This window comes from Candidatus Pristimantibacillus lignocellulolyticus (genome assembly GCA_023639215.1).
GTDB lineage: Bacteria > Bacillota > Bacilli > Paenibacillales > Paenibacillaceae > Pristimantibacillus > Pristimantibacillus lignocellulolyticus.
Window position 1 is genome coordinate 3,926,268 of record CP097899.1, and the last position, 18,577, is coordinate 3,944,844.

Below are 18,577 nucleotides of genomic sequence, written 5' to 3' on the forward strand. Positions count from 1 at the left end.
AAATACTAACTGCTCATCTTTATTCGTAGATCACAATATTTTGATGTGATATAATGGAAGTTGGAGGGGAGCTTATTGGCCAAGAAAAGGAAAAAGAAGAGATCGTTTGGATCTCAACTGAAATATGAAGTATACGGTATTCTTATTATTACAATATCGATGATAGCTCTCTCAGGGGAAGCGACGGTTGGTCAAGCATTATCGAAATTGTTTGGTGTTTTTCTAGGGAAATTTTACTTCGCACTTGCAATTACAGGTGTAGTCTTTGGATTAGCAGTAATGGTTAAGCGTGCATGGCCTAGTGGTTGGAGTACGAGGAAAACAGGTATTGTCGTATTGCTATTAGCACTAACTTTAAGTAGTTCGATTTCTCATATTAATGCAAGGTATATGGGATTGGACAATAGTTCAATTACTGGATCAATGATTATGAAATCATTGGATCAGGAGATTCGTTCTCAGTTATTTGACACAGAAATGGCCCAAGGTACTTCCATTCGTGATTTATCTATAAGTGGTGGTTACGTCGGGGCGATTCAATACTCGCTATTATTTATGTTATTTGGCTATTACGGCGCTCTAATTATTAATATTGTAATGTATCTTATTTCTATTTTACTAATTACTGGTAGATCATATGTAGAGATGCTTCGTTTTATTAGAGTGAAGTTAACTCGTTTTATTAAATTAGTAGTAGCAAAAATCGGAGTAGTTCGGGCTAGACAAAAAGCTTTATCAAAAGTAAGCAAAGATGTGCATTACATAGACGATGATGATGATGAGCAAGAAGAAATTCAAGTTGAGATTACGAAACCGAAGCGTAAATCTTATTTCTTCCAGTGGAATCAAGATCAAACAGAAGTGCATGACGATGAATGGGAATTGAATCATCAAGAGAAGCTTGAAGCGAATGATCATGTACTTGAGCAATATGAAGAGATAGTTGAAGAGCAAGAAGAAATTTTCGCTGAGCATTCCAATGCGGCGCTACTTGGAAGAACTAGCAGTGAGTCTAACCGTCACCTACTAGATCAAGAAATTGATCATGATGTAGATTGGCAAGTGAATGAACACTCTGAGCTACAAGTCCCTCTTGATGAGTATCCTCAAGTTGATCAATTTGAAGATAGATCAGCAAGATTAGATCAACAAGATGAGCTGGTCGCACAAGAGGACGAATTACATCCTATGAACAGTGACGATAGTAATGACACTATCGATAGCAGTGATGATTATGATTATCCTGAGGGACAAGCAGTTACCTCTGATGTATTCATAACGGAGAACAATAATGGAGACAACGCGGGGAAAATAGAGGCAATTGCCGAGCCAGCAGCTATCCCTTATCAGATGCCACCATTTACCATACTCAATAAACCAGTTAATATGCAAAAGGGTTCAGATGGAGTAGAGATGTATGACTCGCGTCGTAAGCTAGAAGCAACATTAGAGAGTTTTGGTGTACGTGCGAAGGTGTTAGACGTTGTAAGAGGTCCCGCAGTCACGAGATATGAAGTCCAGCCTGCTACAGGAGTAAAGGTTAGTCGCATTGTTGGTTTAACAGATGATATAGCACTTGCACTAGCGGCTAAAGATGTCAGAATGGAAGCACCGATTCCAGGGAAATCTGCTATAGGTATTGAAGTTCCTAATGGTGAAATTTCCGTAGTCACTATGCGTGAGGTTATGGAAACTCCAGTATTCATGAATGCAGCATCTAAACTATCTATTGCATTTGGTCGTGATATTTCAGGACAAAGTATTGTTGGTAATCTAGCAAAAATGCCGCATCTACTTGTTGCAGGTGCAACAGGTTCTGGTAAATCAGTTTGTATTAATGGGATTATTGCTAGTATTCTATATAAAGCTAATCCTGATGAAGTGAAATTTTTGATGATTGATCCGAAAATGGTTGAATTAAATATGTACAATGGAATACCACATCTACTTGCACCTGTAGTAACGAACCCTAAACGTGCTTCACTTGCGTTAAAGAAAATCGTTGTGGAAATGGAAAAGCGTTATGAATTATTCTCCAAATCAGGTACTCGTAATATCGAAGGATACAATCAACATGTTAAAGATGATGCGTCATTATTTTTACCTTATATCGTCGTAATTGTTGATGAGTTAGCTGACTTAATGATGGTTGCTTCCAATGACGTAGAGGATGCCATTGCTAGACTTGCCCAGATGGCGCGTGCAGCGGGAATTCATTTAATAATCGCAACCCAGAGACCTTCAGTAGATGTTATTACAGGTGTTATTAAAGCAAATATCCCTTCAAGAATAGCGTTTGGTGTATCATCCCAAGTGGACTCACGTACTATTCTTGACGTAGCGGGTGCGGAGAAGTTACTTGGTCGAGGAGATATGCTCTTCTTGCCAATGGGGATGAACAAACCGATTCGTGTACAAGGGGCATTTTTATCTGATGAAGAAGTGGAAGCTCTCGTTTCCTATGTAAGTAGTCAAGGTGAAGTGAAATATAACGAAGAGATTGTTCCAGAACTTGATGATGAACTAGATGATTATGATGAAGTATATGATGATCTGTTCGATGATGCTGCCAAAATTGTTATTGAGAGTGGACAAGCATCTGTTTCATTGTTGCAACGTCGTATGCGAATTGGATACACTCGTGCAGCCAGAATAATTGATCAGCTAGAAGCCAAGTCAATTGTAGGGCCATATGAAGGAAGTAAGCCACGTTCTGTACTCGTTTCTCTAGAGCAATGGAATGCCAAGTAACCAAATAAATGTTAAATGTGTATATTAATTAGCTCCTTTTCTCATACTATGTGCAAGTCAAAAATGACTATTGATTATGCAATAGGAGAAAGGCGCAATGAACATGAAATTACGTAAAATAACTGTTTTCGTTATTGTAACAATGCTATTTACGACGCTATTCATGTACAACAAGCATAGTGAACAAGGTGTTATTCCGACTTTTAGTTCTGCAATATTGAAGGTTGGTTCATATGGTTCTGATGTGAGTGAACTACAGGGTAGATTGAAGTATTTAGGCTATTTTAACGGAACAGTTGATGGAGCATTCGGCTCACAGACGAAAAATGCTGTGACATGGTTTCAATGGGAGTTCGGTCTAACATCCGATGGTGTAGTGGGTAAGAGTACTAAGCAAAAGTTAGTCAAAGCAACTCCGAAGTGGAATGCCTCAATGACTGCTGGATCAGGTTCAAACTCAGGATCTAGCTCAGGTAACAGTGGAAATTCTAGTTCGACTAGTACTGGTCAATCAAATTTATTAGGATTATCAGAAAATGATATTCAGCTAATGGCGAATGCTGTTTACGGTGAAGCTCGTGGTGAATCTTATGAAGGTCAAGTAGCAGTAGCTGCAGTTATTTTGAACCGAGTGAAGCATCCTGATTTTCCAAATACGGTATACGGAGTAATTTTCGAACCAAGAGCATTTACTGCGGTAGCTGATGGTCAGATTTATCTGACACCTAATGAAACTGCGAAGAAAGCTGTTAGGGATGCCATTAATGGCAATGACCCTACATATGGCTGCATTTATTATTTTAACCCTGATACTGCAACTTCAGGTTGGATTTGGACTAGACAGCAGATTATGACAATTGGTAAACATATTTTCTGTAAATAATTATGCTGCAAAGAAGCAATCATTCAGAGCTTGTCTGGTGGTTGCTTCTTCCATTTCGCATAAGTTAGAATAATAAGGAAGGCTACTATAGAAAGGAGCCATAATAATAATGAATTTTGAAAAAGGAACTGTACAAAGTTTAAATGTACATGTATTACCTACAAATCGTTTCAAAACATTTACTATTACTTTATTCGCAGGTACACAATTGCAGGAGGAGACGGTAACTTCCACTGCTCTAATTCCATATGTTTTACGTAGAGGAACTGCTAATAAACCTGAGACAATTGCCTTGCGTGAACAATTAGATGAACTATATGGCGCTGGCTTTGGGTTTAATATTACGAAGCGTGGCAATACACAATTTGTACAATTTCGTATGGATGTTATTAATGATCGCTTTGTGAAAAGTGAGGTTTCCTTGCTATCAGAAGCAATAAAGTACATTGGACAAATGGTTACACATCCACTCGTGGAAAATGGGCAGTTTAGACCGGCTTATGTAGATGCAGAAAAACAGACTCTGCAAAAACAATTAGAATCCGTTATTAATGATAAAATTCGCTATGCATCTGAACGTTGTATGGAAGAGATGTGTGCGAATGAGCCATATCGCCTTAATGCAGCAGGTCGCTTAGAAGATTTACCACATGTTGATGCACGAACACTATTTGAACGTTATCAACAGTGGTTATCAGAAGCTCAACTAGACATTTATGTCGTAGGGGACACAACACTTGAGGAAGTTGTCGGCTATATTGAACAATATTTTACTCTGCCAGATCGTTCTCCTAAACCATATGAACGTGCAGATGTACAACATAACGTTGAAGAAGTGAAAACTGTTGTTGAACAGCTAGATGTGAATCAAGGGAAATTAAATCTAGGACTTCGAATGAATACTGGATATGCTTCGCCTAATTATGCCGCTGCATTAGTATATAATGGAATTTTAGGTGGTTATCCTCATTCTAAACTATTTGTTAACGTTCGTGAGAAGGAAAGCTTGGCGTATTACTGTGCTTCCAGATTAGATGGGCACAAAGGTATATTATCCATTCAATCTGGAATTGAATTTGCTAATTATGAGAAAGCATTGAACATTATCGAGCAGCAAATTTCCGAGATGAAAGCTGGTAATATCTCAGACGTTGAATTGTCTCAGACGATTGCAATGTTATCTAATTCATTACGTGAAATGTTTGATAGTGCGAATGATATGCTTGGTTTTGACTTTAATAATCGATATGCAAACACTAATCGTACGATCGAACAATTACTGACAGAAGTTCAAGCGATCTCGATTAGTGATGTGCAGACTGTAGCGCAACAAGTTGAACTGGATACGATCTATTTCTTAAGAGATCGTCAGGGGGTATAAAGATGGATATTTTGCAATATGATGCAGTAGAGGAAACATTATATCGTGAAGTTCTGCCTAATGGATTAGAAGTCGTTGTATTGCCTAAACCGGGATTTCAGAAAACATATGCCACCTTTGCGACGAAATATGGTTCTATTGATAATCATTTTTCAGTTGGTAACAATCCACCAATTAAAGTGCCAGATGGGATTGCCCATTTCTTAGAGCATAAAATGTTTGAAGAACCCGAAGGTGATATTTTTGCGACCTTTGCTAAGCAAGGAGCAGCTGCTAATGCCTTTACTTCATTCGATAGAACGGTTTATTTGTTTTCGGCGACAGAACAAATTAATGAGAATTTAATGACATTAATTGATTTTGTGCAAAATCCGTATTTTACGGAGCAAAATGTAGAAAAAGAAAAAGGAATTATTGAACAAGAAATTAATATGTATAGTGATAACGCAGATTGGCGTGTCTATTATGGATTATTTGAAGCCATGTATCAAAAACATCCAATTTCAATAGATATTGCTGGAACGGTTGAATCCATTTACAAAATTGATAAAGATACACTATATCGTTGTTACAACACATTTTACCATCCATCTAATATGTTGTTATTTATTGTTGGTGGAGTAGATGCTGAGCAAATGCTGGAATTAGTTCGAGCTAATCAAGCTGGTAAAAGTTTTACTCCAATTGAAAATATTAATCGTTTCTTTGAGCCTGAACCAGGTCCAATTAAAGAACCTAAAAAAATTATTCAATTGCCGGTTTCTTTACCTAAAGTCATGTTAGGCTTCAAAGAACCAGAAGTTACCTTGTCAGGTGAAGAACTTGTCAAGCAAGAAGTTGTTAGCAAAGTGATGCTTGATGTGCTTTTTGGTAGCAGTTCAGCATTTTATCAGCGTCTATACGATCAACAGTTGATTTATGATTCTTTTGGTTATGAATATAATTGCTCTGAACAATACGCATTTTCAGTAATTGGCGGAGACACACCTCAGCCAGATACATTAATTGAAGAGATTTCGCAATATGTGAAGCAAACGTTGAAAACGGGTATTAATGAACAGAACTTCAATCGTATTAAACGTAAAAAAATTGGTAGCTATCTAAGAATGCTCAATTCCCCTGAAGCGATCGCGAGTGAATTTACTAAATTCCGATTCCGTAATTGTGATATGTTCAATGTGCTTAAATATTATGAGGAGTGCACGTTAGCAGACGTTAATCAACGTTTGGTAGATCATTTCAATTTTGATCAACTTGCTATCTCTATCGTGGAATCACCAAAAGCTTAATGAATCGATCGTTTCAAGAAATGACGGTATTGATAACTGGGGGAAGCCGTGGTATTGGTGCTGCAATTGCTAAGCGCTTTGCTAAGGAAGGTTATCAGATCGTTATTCATTATCTAAACTCACACGAACAAGCGAATGAAACTGCTCGTGAATGTATGTCGTTTGGAGCGAAAGTTATAACGATTTCAGCTGATCTTAGCTCCAGAGAGCAGCTACATCGCATGAAAGAAAAATTAGATAGCATGAATGTCAAGCCTGATATTATTGTTAATAATGGCGGTATATCGCATTATGGAATGTTGATGGATGTGACAGAAGAGCAATGGGATTACGTAATGAATGTCAACTTAAAGGGTATGTTCCTTTGCACGCAACTCTTTATGCCACACATGACTTCGCAAAAGTACGGTCGCGTTATTAATGTTTCTTCTGTATGGGGGATGACAGGTGCTGCTTGTGAAGTGTTATATTCAACAACAAAAGGTGGAATGAACGCATTTACAAAAGCGTTAGCGAAAGAACTTGCTCCATCAGGTATTACTGTAAATGCAGTTGCACCAGGAGTTGTAGAGACGGAAATGATGAATGATTTCAATACAGAGGAAAAAGAAGCTTTGGAACAAGAGATTCCTGTCGGCCGTTTTGGATCGACAGATGAAATTGCTTCGCTCGTGTACTTCCTTTCCTTGCCGGAATCGTCTTATATTACGGGTCAAATTATTAGTCCTAATGGTGGCTGGTTAACTTAGTTACACAAAACTTCCTATGTTGGCATTATTGTCTCAGCATACTTATTGTGCAATTACACACAATAATATCTGTTGAGAACAATCAACAAATAAGTTTAGCATTCCTCTTTCGTTCATTGAAAAATAATTGTGCGGGAAGCTAAACAAAATTCTAGGAGGCGATTTGAATGTCATCAGTTCTAGATCAGTTTGAGTCTTGGAAAGATTTTTTGAAGGATCGTGTAGCGCAAGGGAAAACTTTAGGTTTATCTGAAGAAACGATTGCTAACCTTGCTTATGAGATTGGTTCATTTCTAGATGAACGAGTTGACCCAAAAAATAATGAACAAGCCGTTCTGAAGCAATTATGGGATGTTGGTGACGATTCTGATCGTCATGCCATCGCAAAATTGATGGTGAAATTGGCAGAAAAGTCGTAACTAGAACTCATTATTCACTTCAACAATTAAGAACTGCAGAAAGCCTCCTGAATTGGAGGCTTTTCTGTGATGTTTAACCACAATAGAATTTATTATTTTCCGACGTACCGATGGACAAATTCTATTTGGCGATAAATTCTACCTTATAAACGCGGTCGCTCATCCTTGAATGACTTCGATAAAGGTTTTCTCATAAAGTTTGCAGGAAAGTGTTGAATTTTGTAGAATAAATAATAGGTTATAAATATTTTTTTCTTAATGGCATAGGATGGTGACAGTTTTGGAACACAAACAATGGTATATGGAGTATACAATACATAAGAACAGACCAGGATTACTCGGTGATATTGCTTCTTTGTTAGGGATGCTCGAAGTAAATATTTTAACAATTAATGGTGTAGATCATCATACTCGTGGCTTACTTTTACAAACAGATGATGATGAAAAAATCGATCTTTTGGGCAAGCTATTAACGAAGGTCGATGACATTACTGTTAATAAATTAAGAACTCCAACCATTGTTGACATTTTGGCAGTTCGTCATGGTCGCTATATTGAACGCGACTCAGATGATCGTAAGACGTTCAGATTTACTCGGAATGAATTGGGTTTATTAGTAGATTTTCTAGGAGAAGTATTTAAGCGAGATGGTAATTACGTCATTGGGCTTCGTGGTATGCCTCGAGTCGGGAAAACAGAATCAATTATTGCAGGAAGTGTATGCTCTAATAAACGATGGACATTTGTTTCTTCTACATTATTAAGGCAAACAGTAAGAAGCCAACTTTCCGATCAAGAAATGGATCCTAACAATATCTTTATTATTGATGGGATCGTTAGTACCATTCGATCTAATGAACGGCACTACTCTTTAATTCAGGAAATTATGTCGATGCCTTCCACGAAAGTGATAGAACATCCAGACATTTTTATACGGGAATCAAATTATGATTACAGTCATTTTGATATTATTGTTGAATTGCGAAATACACCAGATGAAGAAATAACTTATGAAACTTTCACTACACACTATACTGAAGAATTCTAAAATTGAAAGGAGGATATAATGTGTCTGAATTAGGTGAAGTATTAAAAAAGGCTAGATTAGAAAAAAATATGTCTTTAGATGAGATACAGGATGTAACCAAAATTAGAAAACGTTATTTAGAAGCATTAGAATCTGGAGATTACAATGTATTGCCAGGTAAATTCTATATTCGTGCTTTTATTAAAAATTATGCCGAAGTAGTTGGGTTAGATTCTGAGGAAGTATTGAAATATTATCACGATGAAGTGCCTGCTACTGAAGCAGTGATTAATGAACCAATTCCCGCACGTAAACCGAAGAGAATGCGTTCTGCTTCATCTGAAAAGTTCGGAAAAATAGGATTTACAGTGCTCATGTGGTGTTTTATTGCATTAATAGCTTTTGCTATATGGTATTATTTCGCTAATAAGGAAGATGCACCTGAACCCGGTGGGAATGGTAAGCAGATTACCGATAATTCGGATATTTCTAAAATAACTCCATCACCGACTCCAACTCCAACTATAACGCCTACACCTACGCCTACTATTGCACCATTATCTATTTCGTTTGTAGAAAAAAGTGGTAGAGATGATGTGTTTTTAGTTAGTCCTAAGAAAGACACATACTCCTTAAAGTTAGTTGCATCGGGTGGTGCTAGTTGGATCGAAATATATGAAGGCGGTAAAAACGGAACGCGACTTCATTATGCTAGTATGCAAGATGGAGACACAATTAGCTATGATGTAACGAAAGATGTTTATATTGTTATGCGATATGCGGGTTATATTGAGGCAACTTTGGATGGTGTCGTTATTGAAGATAACGATATTGAAAAAGCAAGAATACTATTAAAACTAGACACAGCTGGTGTAGAAAATACGACGACAGCTGAATAGCTGTCGTCTTGTTTGTTAATGAGAGGGGATTATTATGAGTAACGAAAATTCATTTGATATTGTATCAAAAGTTGATCTTCAAGAATTAAATAACGCAGTAACACAAGCGGAACGTGAGATTGGAACACGCTTTGATTTCAAAGGAAGCAAAACGAAAATTACAGTCGAAAAAGAAGAGCTAACTATTTTAAGTGATGACGATAACAAACTTAAAAATACGATTGATATTCTAATCGATAAAATGGTGAAACGTAGTGTGCCTACGAAAAATTTAGACTATGGAAAAGTAGAAGGTGCATCTGGTGGAGCAGTTCGCCAAAAAATTAAAATTCGTCAAGGGATTGAACAAGATATTTCTAAAAAAATCAATAATCTAATTAAAGATTCTAAACTAAAAGTGAAGAGTCAAATTCAAGGTGATCAATTACGAATTACTGGAAAGAGCAAAAATGATTTGCAAGCCGTAATGAATTTATTACGTGGAGCTGAATTACCTATAGATTTGCAATTTACCAATTTTCGATAGATAATAAGATTACATACATACTGGTCGTCATGGAGTCTGGCCTACGATATTAGAAATAAGTGGGGCTGATTGGAGGGTTTTTTTTGAATTTAGCTAATAAAATTACAATAGCTAGAATATTTTTGGTGCCTGTTATTATGTTTTTCTTGCTTGTTAATGTGAACTTAGGCTCGTTCACTGTATCTGATTTCACGATTTCTTATACTCAACTAATTGCTTTGTTAATTTTTATTATTGCTGCTAGTACGGATGGCGTAGATGGTTATATTGCCCGCAAAAACAATTTAGTTACTAATCTAGGTAAGTTACTTGACCCATTAGCTGATAAATTATTAGTTGCTGCAGTATTGATCGCATTGGTTGAAATGGATAAGTTAAGTGCTTTAATAGCTATCATTATTATTAGTCGTGAATTTGCGGTAACTGGTTTAAGACAAATCGCTTTACTTGAAGGTAAAGTTGTTGCTGCGAGTACTTGGGGGAAATGGAAAACGGCTATTCAAATAACGATGATTATTGCTATTCTTTTGAATAATTTTCCCTTTGCGTTTATCGACTTCCCATTTGATGTTATTTGTTCTTGGGTTGCGGCTGCAATTACGCTCTATTCAGGTATCGACTATTTCTTGAAAAACAAATCATTAATTCCAGTGGAATAATGTAATGCACCTCTTCTGAACATAGAAGGGGTGCATTATTAGATTTTTTTACAACTATTTTACAACTATTAGAATAAACAGTTGATGAGGTGTATTGATGAAGGCTGAAATTATTGCAGTTGGTACAGAAATGTTAATGGGTCAAATTGTAAATACAAATGCGCGAGACATTTCTTTGAAATTAGCTGAATTGGGAATAGATGTGTACTTTCAAACGGTTGTAGGTGATAATGCCGAGAGAATTCGTTCAGCTATTGAAATCGGACGTACACGTGCAGATCTCCTGCTGTTTACTGGCGGCCTTGGACCTACTCAGGATGATATTACGAAGGACGTTCTTGCACAATATTTGGGTAGAGAACTTGAAATACATGCCCCATCAATGGCAACAATTGAACATCTATTTTCCTCACGAGGTTTAGAGATGGTACAAAGTAATGTGCGGCAAGCCCATTCGATTGTCGGAGCAACGCCACTTCATAACGCAGCAGGTCTGGCTGTTGGTAATGCTTTAATTGAAGATGGGACGATGTACGTCCTTCTACCTGGTCCACCTAAAGAAATGCGTACTATGTTGAATGGTCCAGTTGTTGAGTGGTTACGTACCGTATTGACAGATGAAAAGCCCTTATACAGCCGTCTTCTTAAATTTGCAGGTATTGGTGAATCTAATCTCGAGGCAAAGTTACTACCATTAATTGAGGTGCAGGATGATCCAACGATCGCTCCTTATGCTAAAGAAGGTGAAGTTTCTATTCGTGTCTCAACAAAAGCTGATAGTCTTGCTGAAGCAAACCGTAAGATCGATGAGACCGTTACTGAAATTGATAAACTCGTAGGAGAGTATTTATACGCTCAGGAAGATATTCCAATGGAAGTAGAAATTGTACACCTTCTTCAATCAAAAAAACTGACAATTGCCTCAGCTGAAAGTTGTACAGGTGGTTTATTCTCTTTATTAATGACGAAAGTGCCAACAAGCTCTGATTGTTTCGATGGCGGTATTGTAACGTATACGAATGATATGAAACAGAAATTGCTAGGGATACCAATGGAACACTTAGAAGGAGAGTCTGCGCCTGGAGCGGTTAGCACCTCGACTGCTGGGCTTATGGCAGAGCGCGTGCGCGAACTACTGGATAGTGATTACGGAGTGTCTACAACAGGCGTAGCGGGCCCTGGAACTACAGAAGGCAAGCCTGTCGGTATGGTTTTCATCGGAATAGCTGCACGCGGCAGGGAAACAAAAGTATTTCAATTATCTTTAAGTGGAGATCGAGATTCCATTCAATTGAAAACAGTGAAAAATTTGCAATATCGATTATGGCAAGCGATTAAGGAACATGTGTAATAATTGAAATTAAATAGCTTGTTCCAAAAACTGTAAACGTATATAATAGAGATAGTTATGGAAGAACCGTAGCAAAGATCATTCTTTGCCACGGTTCTTTTTCGTTCTAGGGAGCTTAAAGAAGTGGCTATGAGGAACGAGGTGAAAAAAATACGAATGTGTGTTCGAAAAAAAGTGTTGGCAAGTGGGCAGAAAAAGGTTATCATGAAGATATAAATATTGAAGGATGTGAATCTAGTGAGTGATCGTCGTGCAGCATTAGATAACGCTTTACGTCAAATTGAAAAGCAATTTGGTAAAGGCTCTATTATGAAGTTGGGTGAATCTACACATATGCAAGTGGAAACCATATCAAGTGGTGCGCTTGCTCTTGATATTGCATTAGGAATTGGTGGTTATCCACGCGGACGTATTATTGAAGTTTACGGACCAGAGTCTTCTGGTAAAACAACAGTAGCGCTACATGCGATTGCAGAAGTTCAAAAAAAGGGTGGACAAGCCGCATTTATTGATGCTGAGCATGCACTTGATCCTTTGTACGCTAGCAAACTTGGCGTTAACATTGATGAACTATTACTTTCTCAACCAGACACTGGTGAGCAAGCGTTAGAAATTGCTGAAGCACTTGTACGTAGTGGTGCAGTTGATATTATCGTAATTGACTCGGTAGCAGCGCTTGTACCGAAAGCAGAAATCGAGGGTGATATGGGTGATTCTCATATCGGTTTGCAAGCTCGTCTAATGTCGCAAGCTCTTCGTAAACTTTCTGGTGCGATTTCAAAATCGAAAACTATCGCTATTTTCATTAACCAACTTCGTGAAAAAGTTGGCGTAATGTTCGGTAACCCAGAGACTACACCAGGTGGACGTGCTTTGAAATTCTACTCTAGCGTTCGTCTAGATGTTCGTCGTATTGAATCGTTGAAACAAGGTAACGATATCGTTGGTAACCGTACTCGTATTAAAGTTGTTAAAAATAAAGTTGCTCCTCCATTCAAACAAGCAGAAATTGATATTATGTATGGTGAAGGTATTTCTAAAGTAGGAAGTATTATCGATATCGGTGTTGAAATGGATATTGTTCAAAAGAGTGGAGCATGGTTCTCGTTCAGTGGTGAGCGCTTAGGACAAGGTCGTGAAAATGCTAAACAGTATTTGAAGGATCACCCTGAAATCTCTCAAACCATTGAAACTCAAATTCGTTCAACTTATGATTTGAATGGAGATACTGGGACAGACTTGGCACATTCAGAAGATGATGACGACGATTTTGAAGAAGAATTTTAAGCATAATTGATGAAATCGCCGTTCTATTGTAGAACGGCGATTTTTATATACTATGAGTTAAGTTGTAAATGAAAAGTTTTAGGAGGATATGTTAGCGATGAGCGAATTACATTCTGCTCACAATCAATTGGAGCATTGTATTACTGCTGTGAAAGTAGATCGGAAAAACAATAAAGAATACATTTTGTTCGTCGAACATATCGAAGAACCTATTGTTGTGCACGAAGATATGTTCATAAAGTATAGATTAATGAAGGGGGAATGTTTAACTTCTTCATTAATTGCCGAGATTATAGAAGTGAATGGCAAATATATGGCATATATTAAAGCTATTCGTTACCTTGGAACAAAAGCTAGATCGAGTAGACAAATTGCAGATTATTTAAAAAGACATGAATTCAACGAGGAGCATATTTCACATGCGCTGGAACGTTTGCAAAGTGATGGCTATGTCAATGATGAGCAATATGCGATTGCTTTTGTACAATCGAAAACTAGAATTCAGGGTAAAGGTCGAGTGAGAATTGCTCAGGATTTGAAAAATAGAGGGATTTCACAGAACGCTATTGATATGGCATTGCTACAACTTGATGAGGAAGATGAGTTTGAAGCTGCATGTCGCGAAGCAATGAAGAAACTTCGAAATTTGTCGGGTGAGGATCGCGAAATAAGAAGAAAGCTGCAACTTTTTCTTCTTCGCAAGGGATATACTAGTGGATTAATAAGAAAAGTCATGCATTTTGTAGAAAATGAGCGAAAAAGTAATATAGATGAGTAGATTAATAGGGAATTGCTTGACAATTGAATTTGTGAACAGATAAAATGAAATAGTATTCCTTCAAATTTTGTTTCAATTTAACTTCCAAGAATTGATACAAAATGTTTATTTATTCGTCAAATGACGTAATTGAGACGGTATGGAACCGGTTTAAAACACAATAACATCCCAAGCAATGCCTTGGTGTATGCAACAAGGAGGTGAACAAGATGAATGATTTAATCTGGATCTTGATTTGTATCCTTGTTGGCGCAATTTTCTTTGGGATTGGTTACATGATACGAAAGTCGATTGCTGAGGCTAAAATTTCTAGTGCAGAGCAAGCCGCAGTTCAAATCGTTGAACAAGCTAAAAAAGACGCGGAAGCTGTTAAAAAAGAAACGGTGCTAGAAGCAAAAGACGAAGTCCATAGAGTACGTACTGAGGCTGATAAGGACATTCGTGAACGTCGTAACGAAACACAACGTTTAGAAAGAAGATTGCTTCAAAAAGAAGAATCTCTTGATAAAAAGTTAGAAGCACTTGAACGCAAAGAAGAGACTGTAGCCAGCAAGGAGAAACGAATTGAGGAAACACAGGAACAGATCGATTCGCTTTACAAGCAACAGCTCAGTGAATTAGAACGTATTTCCAACTTAACGATGGAAGATGCAAAAGCAATTATTCTATCTAATGTTGAACAAGAGGTACGACATGAAACAGCACAAATGATTAAGGATATTGAACAACAAGCCAAAGAAGAAGCTGATAAGAAAGCTCGTAATATCATTTCTCTTGCTATTCAACGTTGTGCTGCGGATCATGTCGCTGAAACGACAGTATCTGTAGTAACACTTCCGAATGAGGAAATGAAAGGGCGTATTATCGGTCGTGAGGGCCGTAATATCCGTGCTTTAGAAACATTGACTGGTATCGATCTAATTATCGACGATACACCGGAAGCGGTCATTTTGTCTGGCTTTGACCCGATCAGACGTGAGATTGCTCGCACATCACTTGAAAAACTTGTCGCAGATGGTCGTATCCATCCTGCTCGTATCGAAGAAATGGTCGAAAAATCTCGTAAAGAAATTGACGATCGTGTTCGCGAATATGGTGAACAAGCTACATTTGAAGTTGGTGTACACGGATTACACCCTGATTTGATCAAAATTCTTGGTCGCTTGAAATATCGTACAAGCTATGGTCAAAACGTATTGAAACATTCAATGGAAGTTGCTTATTTGGCTGGCTTAATGGCTGCTGAACTAGGTGAAGACGTTACTCTTGCGAAACGTTCTGGACTATTACATGATATTGGTAAAGCACTTGACCATGAAGTAGAAGGCTCACACGTTGAAATTGGTGTTGAGTTAGCTAAGAAATACAAAGAACATCCAGTCGTAATTAACAGTATTGCTTCGCATCATGGTGATACAGAAGCCACTTCAGTTATAGCAATGTTAGTCGGCGCTGCTGATGCTTTATCAGCTGCAAGACCAGGTGCACGACGTGAAACGTTAGAAACTTACATTAAACGTTTGGAAAAACTAGAAGATATTACTGAATCCTTTGAAGGTGTTGAAAAATCTTATGCCATTCAAGCTGGACGTGAAGTTCGCGTCATGGTACAGCCTGAAAAGATTGATGACACAGAAGCATTCCGTCTTGCTCGCGATATAACGAAAAAAATCGAGAGTGAGCTAGACTATCCAGGACATATTAAAGTAACGGTTATTCGTGAAACACGTGCCGTAGAATATGCAAAATAACGATGAATGTTAATAGAGAAGTGGCTGATTTCAGCCACTTCTCTATTTTTCAGCTTATAAATGAAAGTTGTTAACATACGCTTCATACTCGATGTCGATTAAGCTACGTAAGCATCACATCATTATCACAAGCGTTGAAAAAAAGCCTAGCAACGTGTACGATACTTGTACACAAGCGGTCAAATTCTCGAAACTTCAAATAAAGGTTCAAAACATTCAGTTGTCAGCACCAAGAAGATGGCTCACAGCGGAAACGAGTAGTACAGCGTACGTATTGTGTACGTGAGCACACGCAGGCTTTTGATGGGGGACATCTTCGCCGCCGAGTATGCTACGTTAGCATACGCATCGTGATCACAAGCGGATGTTTTGAACAACAAAGGAAGGTACACAATGAAAGTCTTATTTATCGGTGACATCGTAGGCAGTGTAGGCAGAGAAGCAGTTCGTCAAGTATTGCCAGCACTAAGAGACAAGTATAATCCACATATTATAATTGCTAATGGTGAAAATGCAGCAGCAGGTAGAGGGATTACTAGAGCTATTGCGAATGACTTCTTTAATTGGGGAATTCATGGCATTACGATGGGGAATCACACTTGGGATAATAAAAATATTTTTGAGTGGATTGATGATGAACCTCGAATCGTTCGACCAGCGAACTTCTCAGAAGTAGCTCCAGGTAGAGGTATGGCAATTATAAATGTACATGGTAAAAAGCTTGCTATAATCAATATACAAGGACGTACATTCTTGCCTCCGATCGATTGCCCGTTCCGTACGGCAGAAGCATTGATTGAAGAGGCTAAACAAATTACTCCACATATACTTGTTGATTTCCATGCAGAAGTAACATCTGAAAAAATAGCAATGGGTTGGTATTTAGATGGTCAAGCTTCTATCGTCGTTGGTACGCACACGCATGTACAAACAAACGATGATACAATCTTACCGCAAGGAACTGCATATTTAACTGATGTAGGTATGGTAGGGTCCAAAGAAGGGGTACTAGGTATGGAGAAGGAAGCAGTCTTGCATCGCTTCTTAACTCAAATGCCTACTCGTTTTGTCGTTGATGAAGGCAAGTGGCATCTTCACGGAATCATCGCTGATCTTGATGATCAAACGGGTCGAGCTACAAAGATTGAGAAAATCCGCTTAACAGAAGAATCATGGCTACTTATGCAATAAGTAGCTTTTTCTTTACATTGAAAAGTCTGAATCTTTAGAATAATTAAAATACAATTTGCAGGAATTAATCTTCTTAACTCGAATAGTATTAGTAAAGTAGAGTCTATCAAACATTCTAGGGGAGGTACTTATCATGGATGTATTAAAAGTATCAGCGAAATCTAATCCTAATTCAGTAGCAGGTGCACTTGCTGGTGTTTTAAGAGAACGTGGTGCAGCCGAGTTACAAGCGATTGGTGCTGGTGCGTTGAACCAAGCCGTAAAGGCTGTTGCTATTGCAAGAGGGTTCGTAGCTCCAAGTGGTGTAGACTTAATTTGTATACCTGCTTTTACAGATATTGTAATTGATGGCGAAGACCGTACTGCTATTAAACTAATTGTTGAACCGAGATAGTTTGCTTCTGACGGTCCATACGAAAAATACTTATGAGCTATTATTGGACCTGTTTACTACGTAAACAGGTTATTTGCTATTATAGATGCGATTTGTATATGAAAAGTTTGGCGTATGCTTTCGAAGTAACTTTTCATAATCGAGAAGTCACTTCATGATGTATATGAAAAGTTTTTAGGAGGGTGCGATGTGAGGAAGATTGATTTTCATTGTGATGTACTTAGTAAGATGTTGGTAGATCATACGATTGAGTTTAATGAGGCGGAATTTTCCACTAAGTTAGATGTAACGTTGAATCGTTTACTGCAATCAGACTATATGCTCCAAGTTTTCGCGATTTACATCCCATCTGAACGAAGCAAAGACATTTTAACTATTCTCAAATGTGTAGAAATATTTTATGAGAAAATAATTAATCATCCCAATGTTATATTTGTTGATTCAGCGATTGATGTAGAAAGGTGTAAAGCTACGAATAAAGTAGGCGCTATACTGTCGATAGAAGGCGTAGATGGGTTGCAAGGGCATGTGTATCTAGCTTCTATTCTACATCGCCTTGGTGTGCGCTTTGCAGGTCTTACGTGGAATGCTATGAACTGGGCAGCTGACGGTGTATTGGAGCCTCAAGGGTCTGGTCTTTCAAGTTTGGGTCATGATTTTGTTCGCAAATGCAATCAGTTGGGAATTACGATAGATGTATCGCATCTGTCTGAGAAAAGTTTTTGGGATGTTTATCATACGAGCACAGAACCAATCATTGCATCTCACTCTAATGTAAGAGCAATATGTAATCATCCACGCAATCTGACAGATGAACAAATTAAAGCAATTATTGAACGGGGCGGCCTCATAGGCCTAACATTTGTGCCGTGGTTTGTTATAGAGGAAGAGATGGCTACTATTGATGACCTCATTCCACATATTGATCATATATTAAACCTTGGTGGAGAAAATCACCTTATGTTTGGCTCTGATTTCGATGGGATTGATAAGTACATAGATGGGCTAACGAATCCATCACATTTGGTACATCTGGAAGAAATACTCCATCAGCATTATGATCATGAATGTGTTGAAAAGTTGATGTGGAGAAATGCTTATCAATTTTTAATGAAACAATGGTAAACAGAATGACTAAATATTTACAAATTTATAACAGATTCCTTCTATAGCTTGTTCCATTAAAGCGATAAGTGTTATGATAAAGACATGCGATAATAGTCGTATGTCTTTCTTCATGAT

General features: G+C 37.8%; 17 protein-coding genes. All 17 read left to right on the forward strand.

What is annotated here, in order from left to right; all coding sequences use genetic code 11:
• The first annotated feature begins 75 nt into the window (after positions 1-75).
• Positions 76-2,751 carry a DNA translocase FtsK gene (locus NAG76_16760; GenBank protein URN93469.1) on the forward strand — a complete coding sequence of 892 codons (2,676 nt, stop codon included), beginning with the start codon at positions 76-78 and terminating at the stop codon, positions 2,749-2,751.
• A gap of 97 nt (positions 2,752-2,848) precedes the next feature.
• A complete protein-coding gene (gene sleB / locus NAG76_16765; GenBank protein URN93470.1) occupies positions 2,849-3,634 on the forward strand; it encodes a spore cortex-lytic enzyme in 786 nt (261 codons plus the stop codon).
• Positions 3,635-3,743: 109 nt separating this feature from the next.
• Positions 3,744-5,015 (forward strand): insulinase family protein, encoded by a 1,272-nt coding sequence (locus NAG76_16770; GenBank protein URN93471.1) that lies wholly within the window; start codon positions 3,744-3,746, stop codon positions 5,013-5,015.
• Positions 5,016-5,017: 2 nt separating this feature from the next.
• Positions 5,018-6,304: an insulinase family protein gene (locus NAG76_16775; GenBank protein ID URN93472.1), complete on the forward strand. Its 1,287-nt coding sequence runs from the start codon at positions 5,018-5,020 to the stop codon at positions 6,302-6,304.
• On the forward strand, positions 6,304-7,053 hold the full coding sequence (locus NAG76_16780) for an SDR family oxidoreductase (GenBank protein ID URN93473.1): 750 nt from the start codon (positions 6,304-6,306) through the stop codon (positions 7,051-7,053). The genes NAG76_16775 and NAG76_16780 overlap by 1 nt, the downstream gene beginning before the upstream one ends.
• Before the next feature lie 167 nt (positions 7,054-7,220).
• Entirely contained in the window at positions 7,221-7,472 is a 252-nt protein-coding gene (locus NAG76_16785) for a DUF3243 domain-containing protein (GenBank protein ID URN93474.1), read from the forward strand.
• A gap of 280 nt (positions 7,473-7,752) precedes the next feature.
• Positions 7,753-8,520, forward strand: a complete 768-nt coding sequence (locus NAG76_16790) for a DUF3388 domain-containing protein (protein ID URN93475.1) — start codon at positions 7,753-7,755, stop codon at positions 8,518-8,520.
• 20 nt (positions 8,521-8,540) lie between these two features.
• The gene (locus NAG76_16795) at positions 8,541-9,398 is read left to right on the forward strand and encodes a helix-turn-helix domain-containing protein (protein URN93476.1); all 858 of its coding nucleotides are present in this window, start codon (positions 8,541-8,543) and stop codon (positions 9,396-9,398) included.
• A gap of 34 nt (positions 9,399-9,432) precedes the next feature.
• Entirely contained in the window at positions 9,433-9,924 is a 492-nt protein-coding gene (locus tag NAG76_16800) for a YajQ family cyclic di-GMP-binding protein (GenBank protein URN93477.1), read from the forward strand.
• 83 nt (positions 9,925-10,007) lie between these two features.
• A complete protein-coding gene (gene pgsA, locus NAG76_16805) occupies positions 10,008-10,583 on the forward strand; it encodes a CDP-diacylglycerol--glycerol-3-phosphate 3-phosphatidyltransferase (GenBank protein URN93478.1) in 576 nt (191 codons plus the stop codon).
• Positions 10,584-10,680: 97 nt separating this feature from the next.
• Positions 10,681-11,934: a competence/damage-inducible protein A gene (locus tag NAG76_16810; protein ID URN93479.1), complete on the forward strand. Its 1,254-nt coding sequence runs from the start codon at positions 10,681-10,683 to the stop codon at positions 11,932-11,934.
• Positions 11,935-12,171: 237 nt separating this feature from the next.
• Positions 12,172-13,221 carry a recombinase RecA gene (gene recA / locus NAG76_16815; GenBank protein ID URN93480.1) on the forward strand — a complete coding sequence of 350 codons (1,050 nt, stop codon included), beginning with the start codon at positions 12,172-12,174 and terminating at the stop codon, positions 13,219-13,221.
• Between the two features lie 97 nt (positions 13,222-13,318).
• Positions 13,319-13,999 carry a RecX family transcriptional regulator gene (locus tag NAG76_16820; protein URN93481.1) on the forward strand — a complete coding sequence of 227 codons (681 nt, stop codon included), beginning with the start codon at positions 13,319-13,321 and terminating at the stop codon, positions 13,997-13,999.
• Between the two features lie 209 nt (positions 14,000-14,208).
• Entirely contained in the window at positions 14,209-15,750 is a 1,542-nt protein-coding gene (rny, locus tag NAG76_16825; protein URN93482.1) for a ribonuclease Y, read from the forward strand.
• Positions 15,751-16,143: 393 nt separating this feature from the next.
• Positions 16,144-16,941, forward strand: coding sequence for a TIGR00282 family metallophosphoesterase (locus NAG76_16830; GenBank protein URN93483.1), 798 nt, complete (start codon positions 16,144-16,146; stop codon positions 16,939-16,941).
• A gap of 133 nt (positions 16,942-17,074) precedes the next feature.
• The gene (locus tag NAG76_16835; protein ID URN93484.1) at positions 17,075-17,335 is read left to right on the forward strand and encodes a stage V sporulation protein S; all 261 of its coding nucleotides are present in this window, start codon (positions 17,075-17,077) and stop codon (positions 17,333-17,335) included.
• A 189-nt stretch (positions 17,336-17,524) separates the two neighbouring features.
• Positions 17,525-18,460 (forward strand): dipeptidase, encoded by a 936-nt coding sequence (locus NAG76_16840; protein ID URN93485.1) that lies wholly within the window; start codon positions 17,525-17,527, stop codon positions 18,458-18,460.
• The last annotated feature ends 117 nt before the right edge of the window (positions 18,461-18,577 follow it).

Excerpts from the sequence above, each read along its gene's own strand:
- sleB (URN93470.1), top strand. The coding sequence starts at position 2,849 with ATGAACATGAAATTACGTAAAATAACTGTTTTCGTTATTGTAACAATG.
- NAG76_16830 (URN93483.1), top strand. The coding sequence starts at position 16,144 with ATGAAAGTCTTATTTATCGGTGACATCGTAGGCAGTGTAGGCAGAGAA.
- NAG76_16820 (URN93481.1), top strand. The coding sequence starts at position 13,319 with ATGAGCGAATTACATTCTGCTCACAATCAATTGGAGCATTGTATTACT.
- NAG76_16800 (URN93477.1), top strand. The coding sequence starts at position 9,433 with ATGAGTAACGAAAATTCATTTGATATTGTATCAAAAGTTGATCTTCAA.
- NAG76_16810 (URN93479.1), top strand. The coding sequence starts at position 10,681 with ATGAAGGCTGAAATTATTGCAGTTGGTACAGAAATGTTAATGGGTCAA.
- NAG76_16785 (URN93474.1), top strand. The coding sequence starts at position 7,221 with ATGTCATCAGTTCTAGATCAGTTTGAGTCTTGGAAAGATTTTTTGAAG.
- rny (URN93482.1), top strand. The coding sequence starts at position 14,209 with ATGAATGATTTAATCTGGATCTTGATTTGTATCCTTGTTGGCGCAATT.
- NAG76_16775 (URN93472.1), top strand. The coding sequence starts at position 5,018 with ATGGATATTTTGCAATATGATGCAGTAGAGGAAACATTATATCGTGAA.
- NAG76_16770 (URN93471.1), top strand. The coding sequence starts at position 3,744 with ATGAATTTTGAAAAAGGAACTGTACAAAGTTTAAATGTACATGTATTA.
- NAG76_16780 (URN93473.1), top strand. The coding sequence starts at position 6,304 with ATGAATCGATCGTTTCAAGAAATGACGGTATTGATAACTGGGGGAAGC.
- NAG76_16835 (URN93484.1), top strand. The coding sequence starts at position 17,075 with ATGGATGTATTAAAAGTATCAGCGAAATCTAATCCTAATTCAGTAGCA.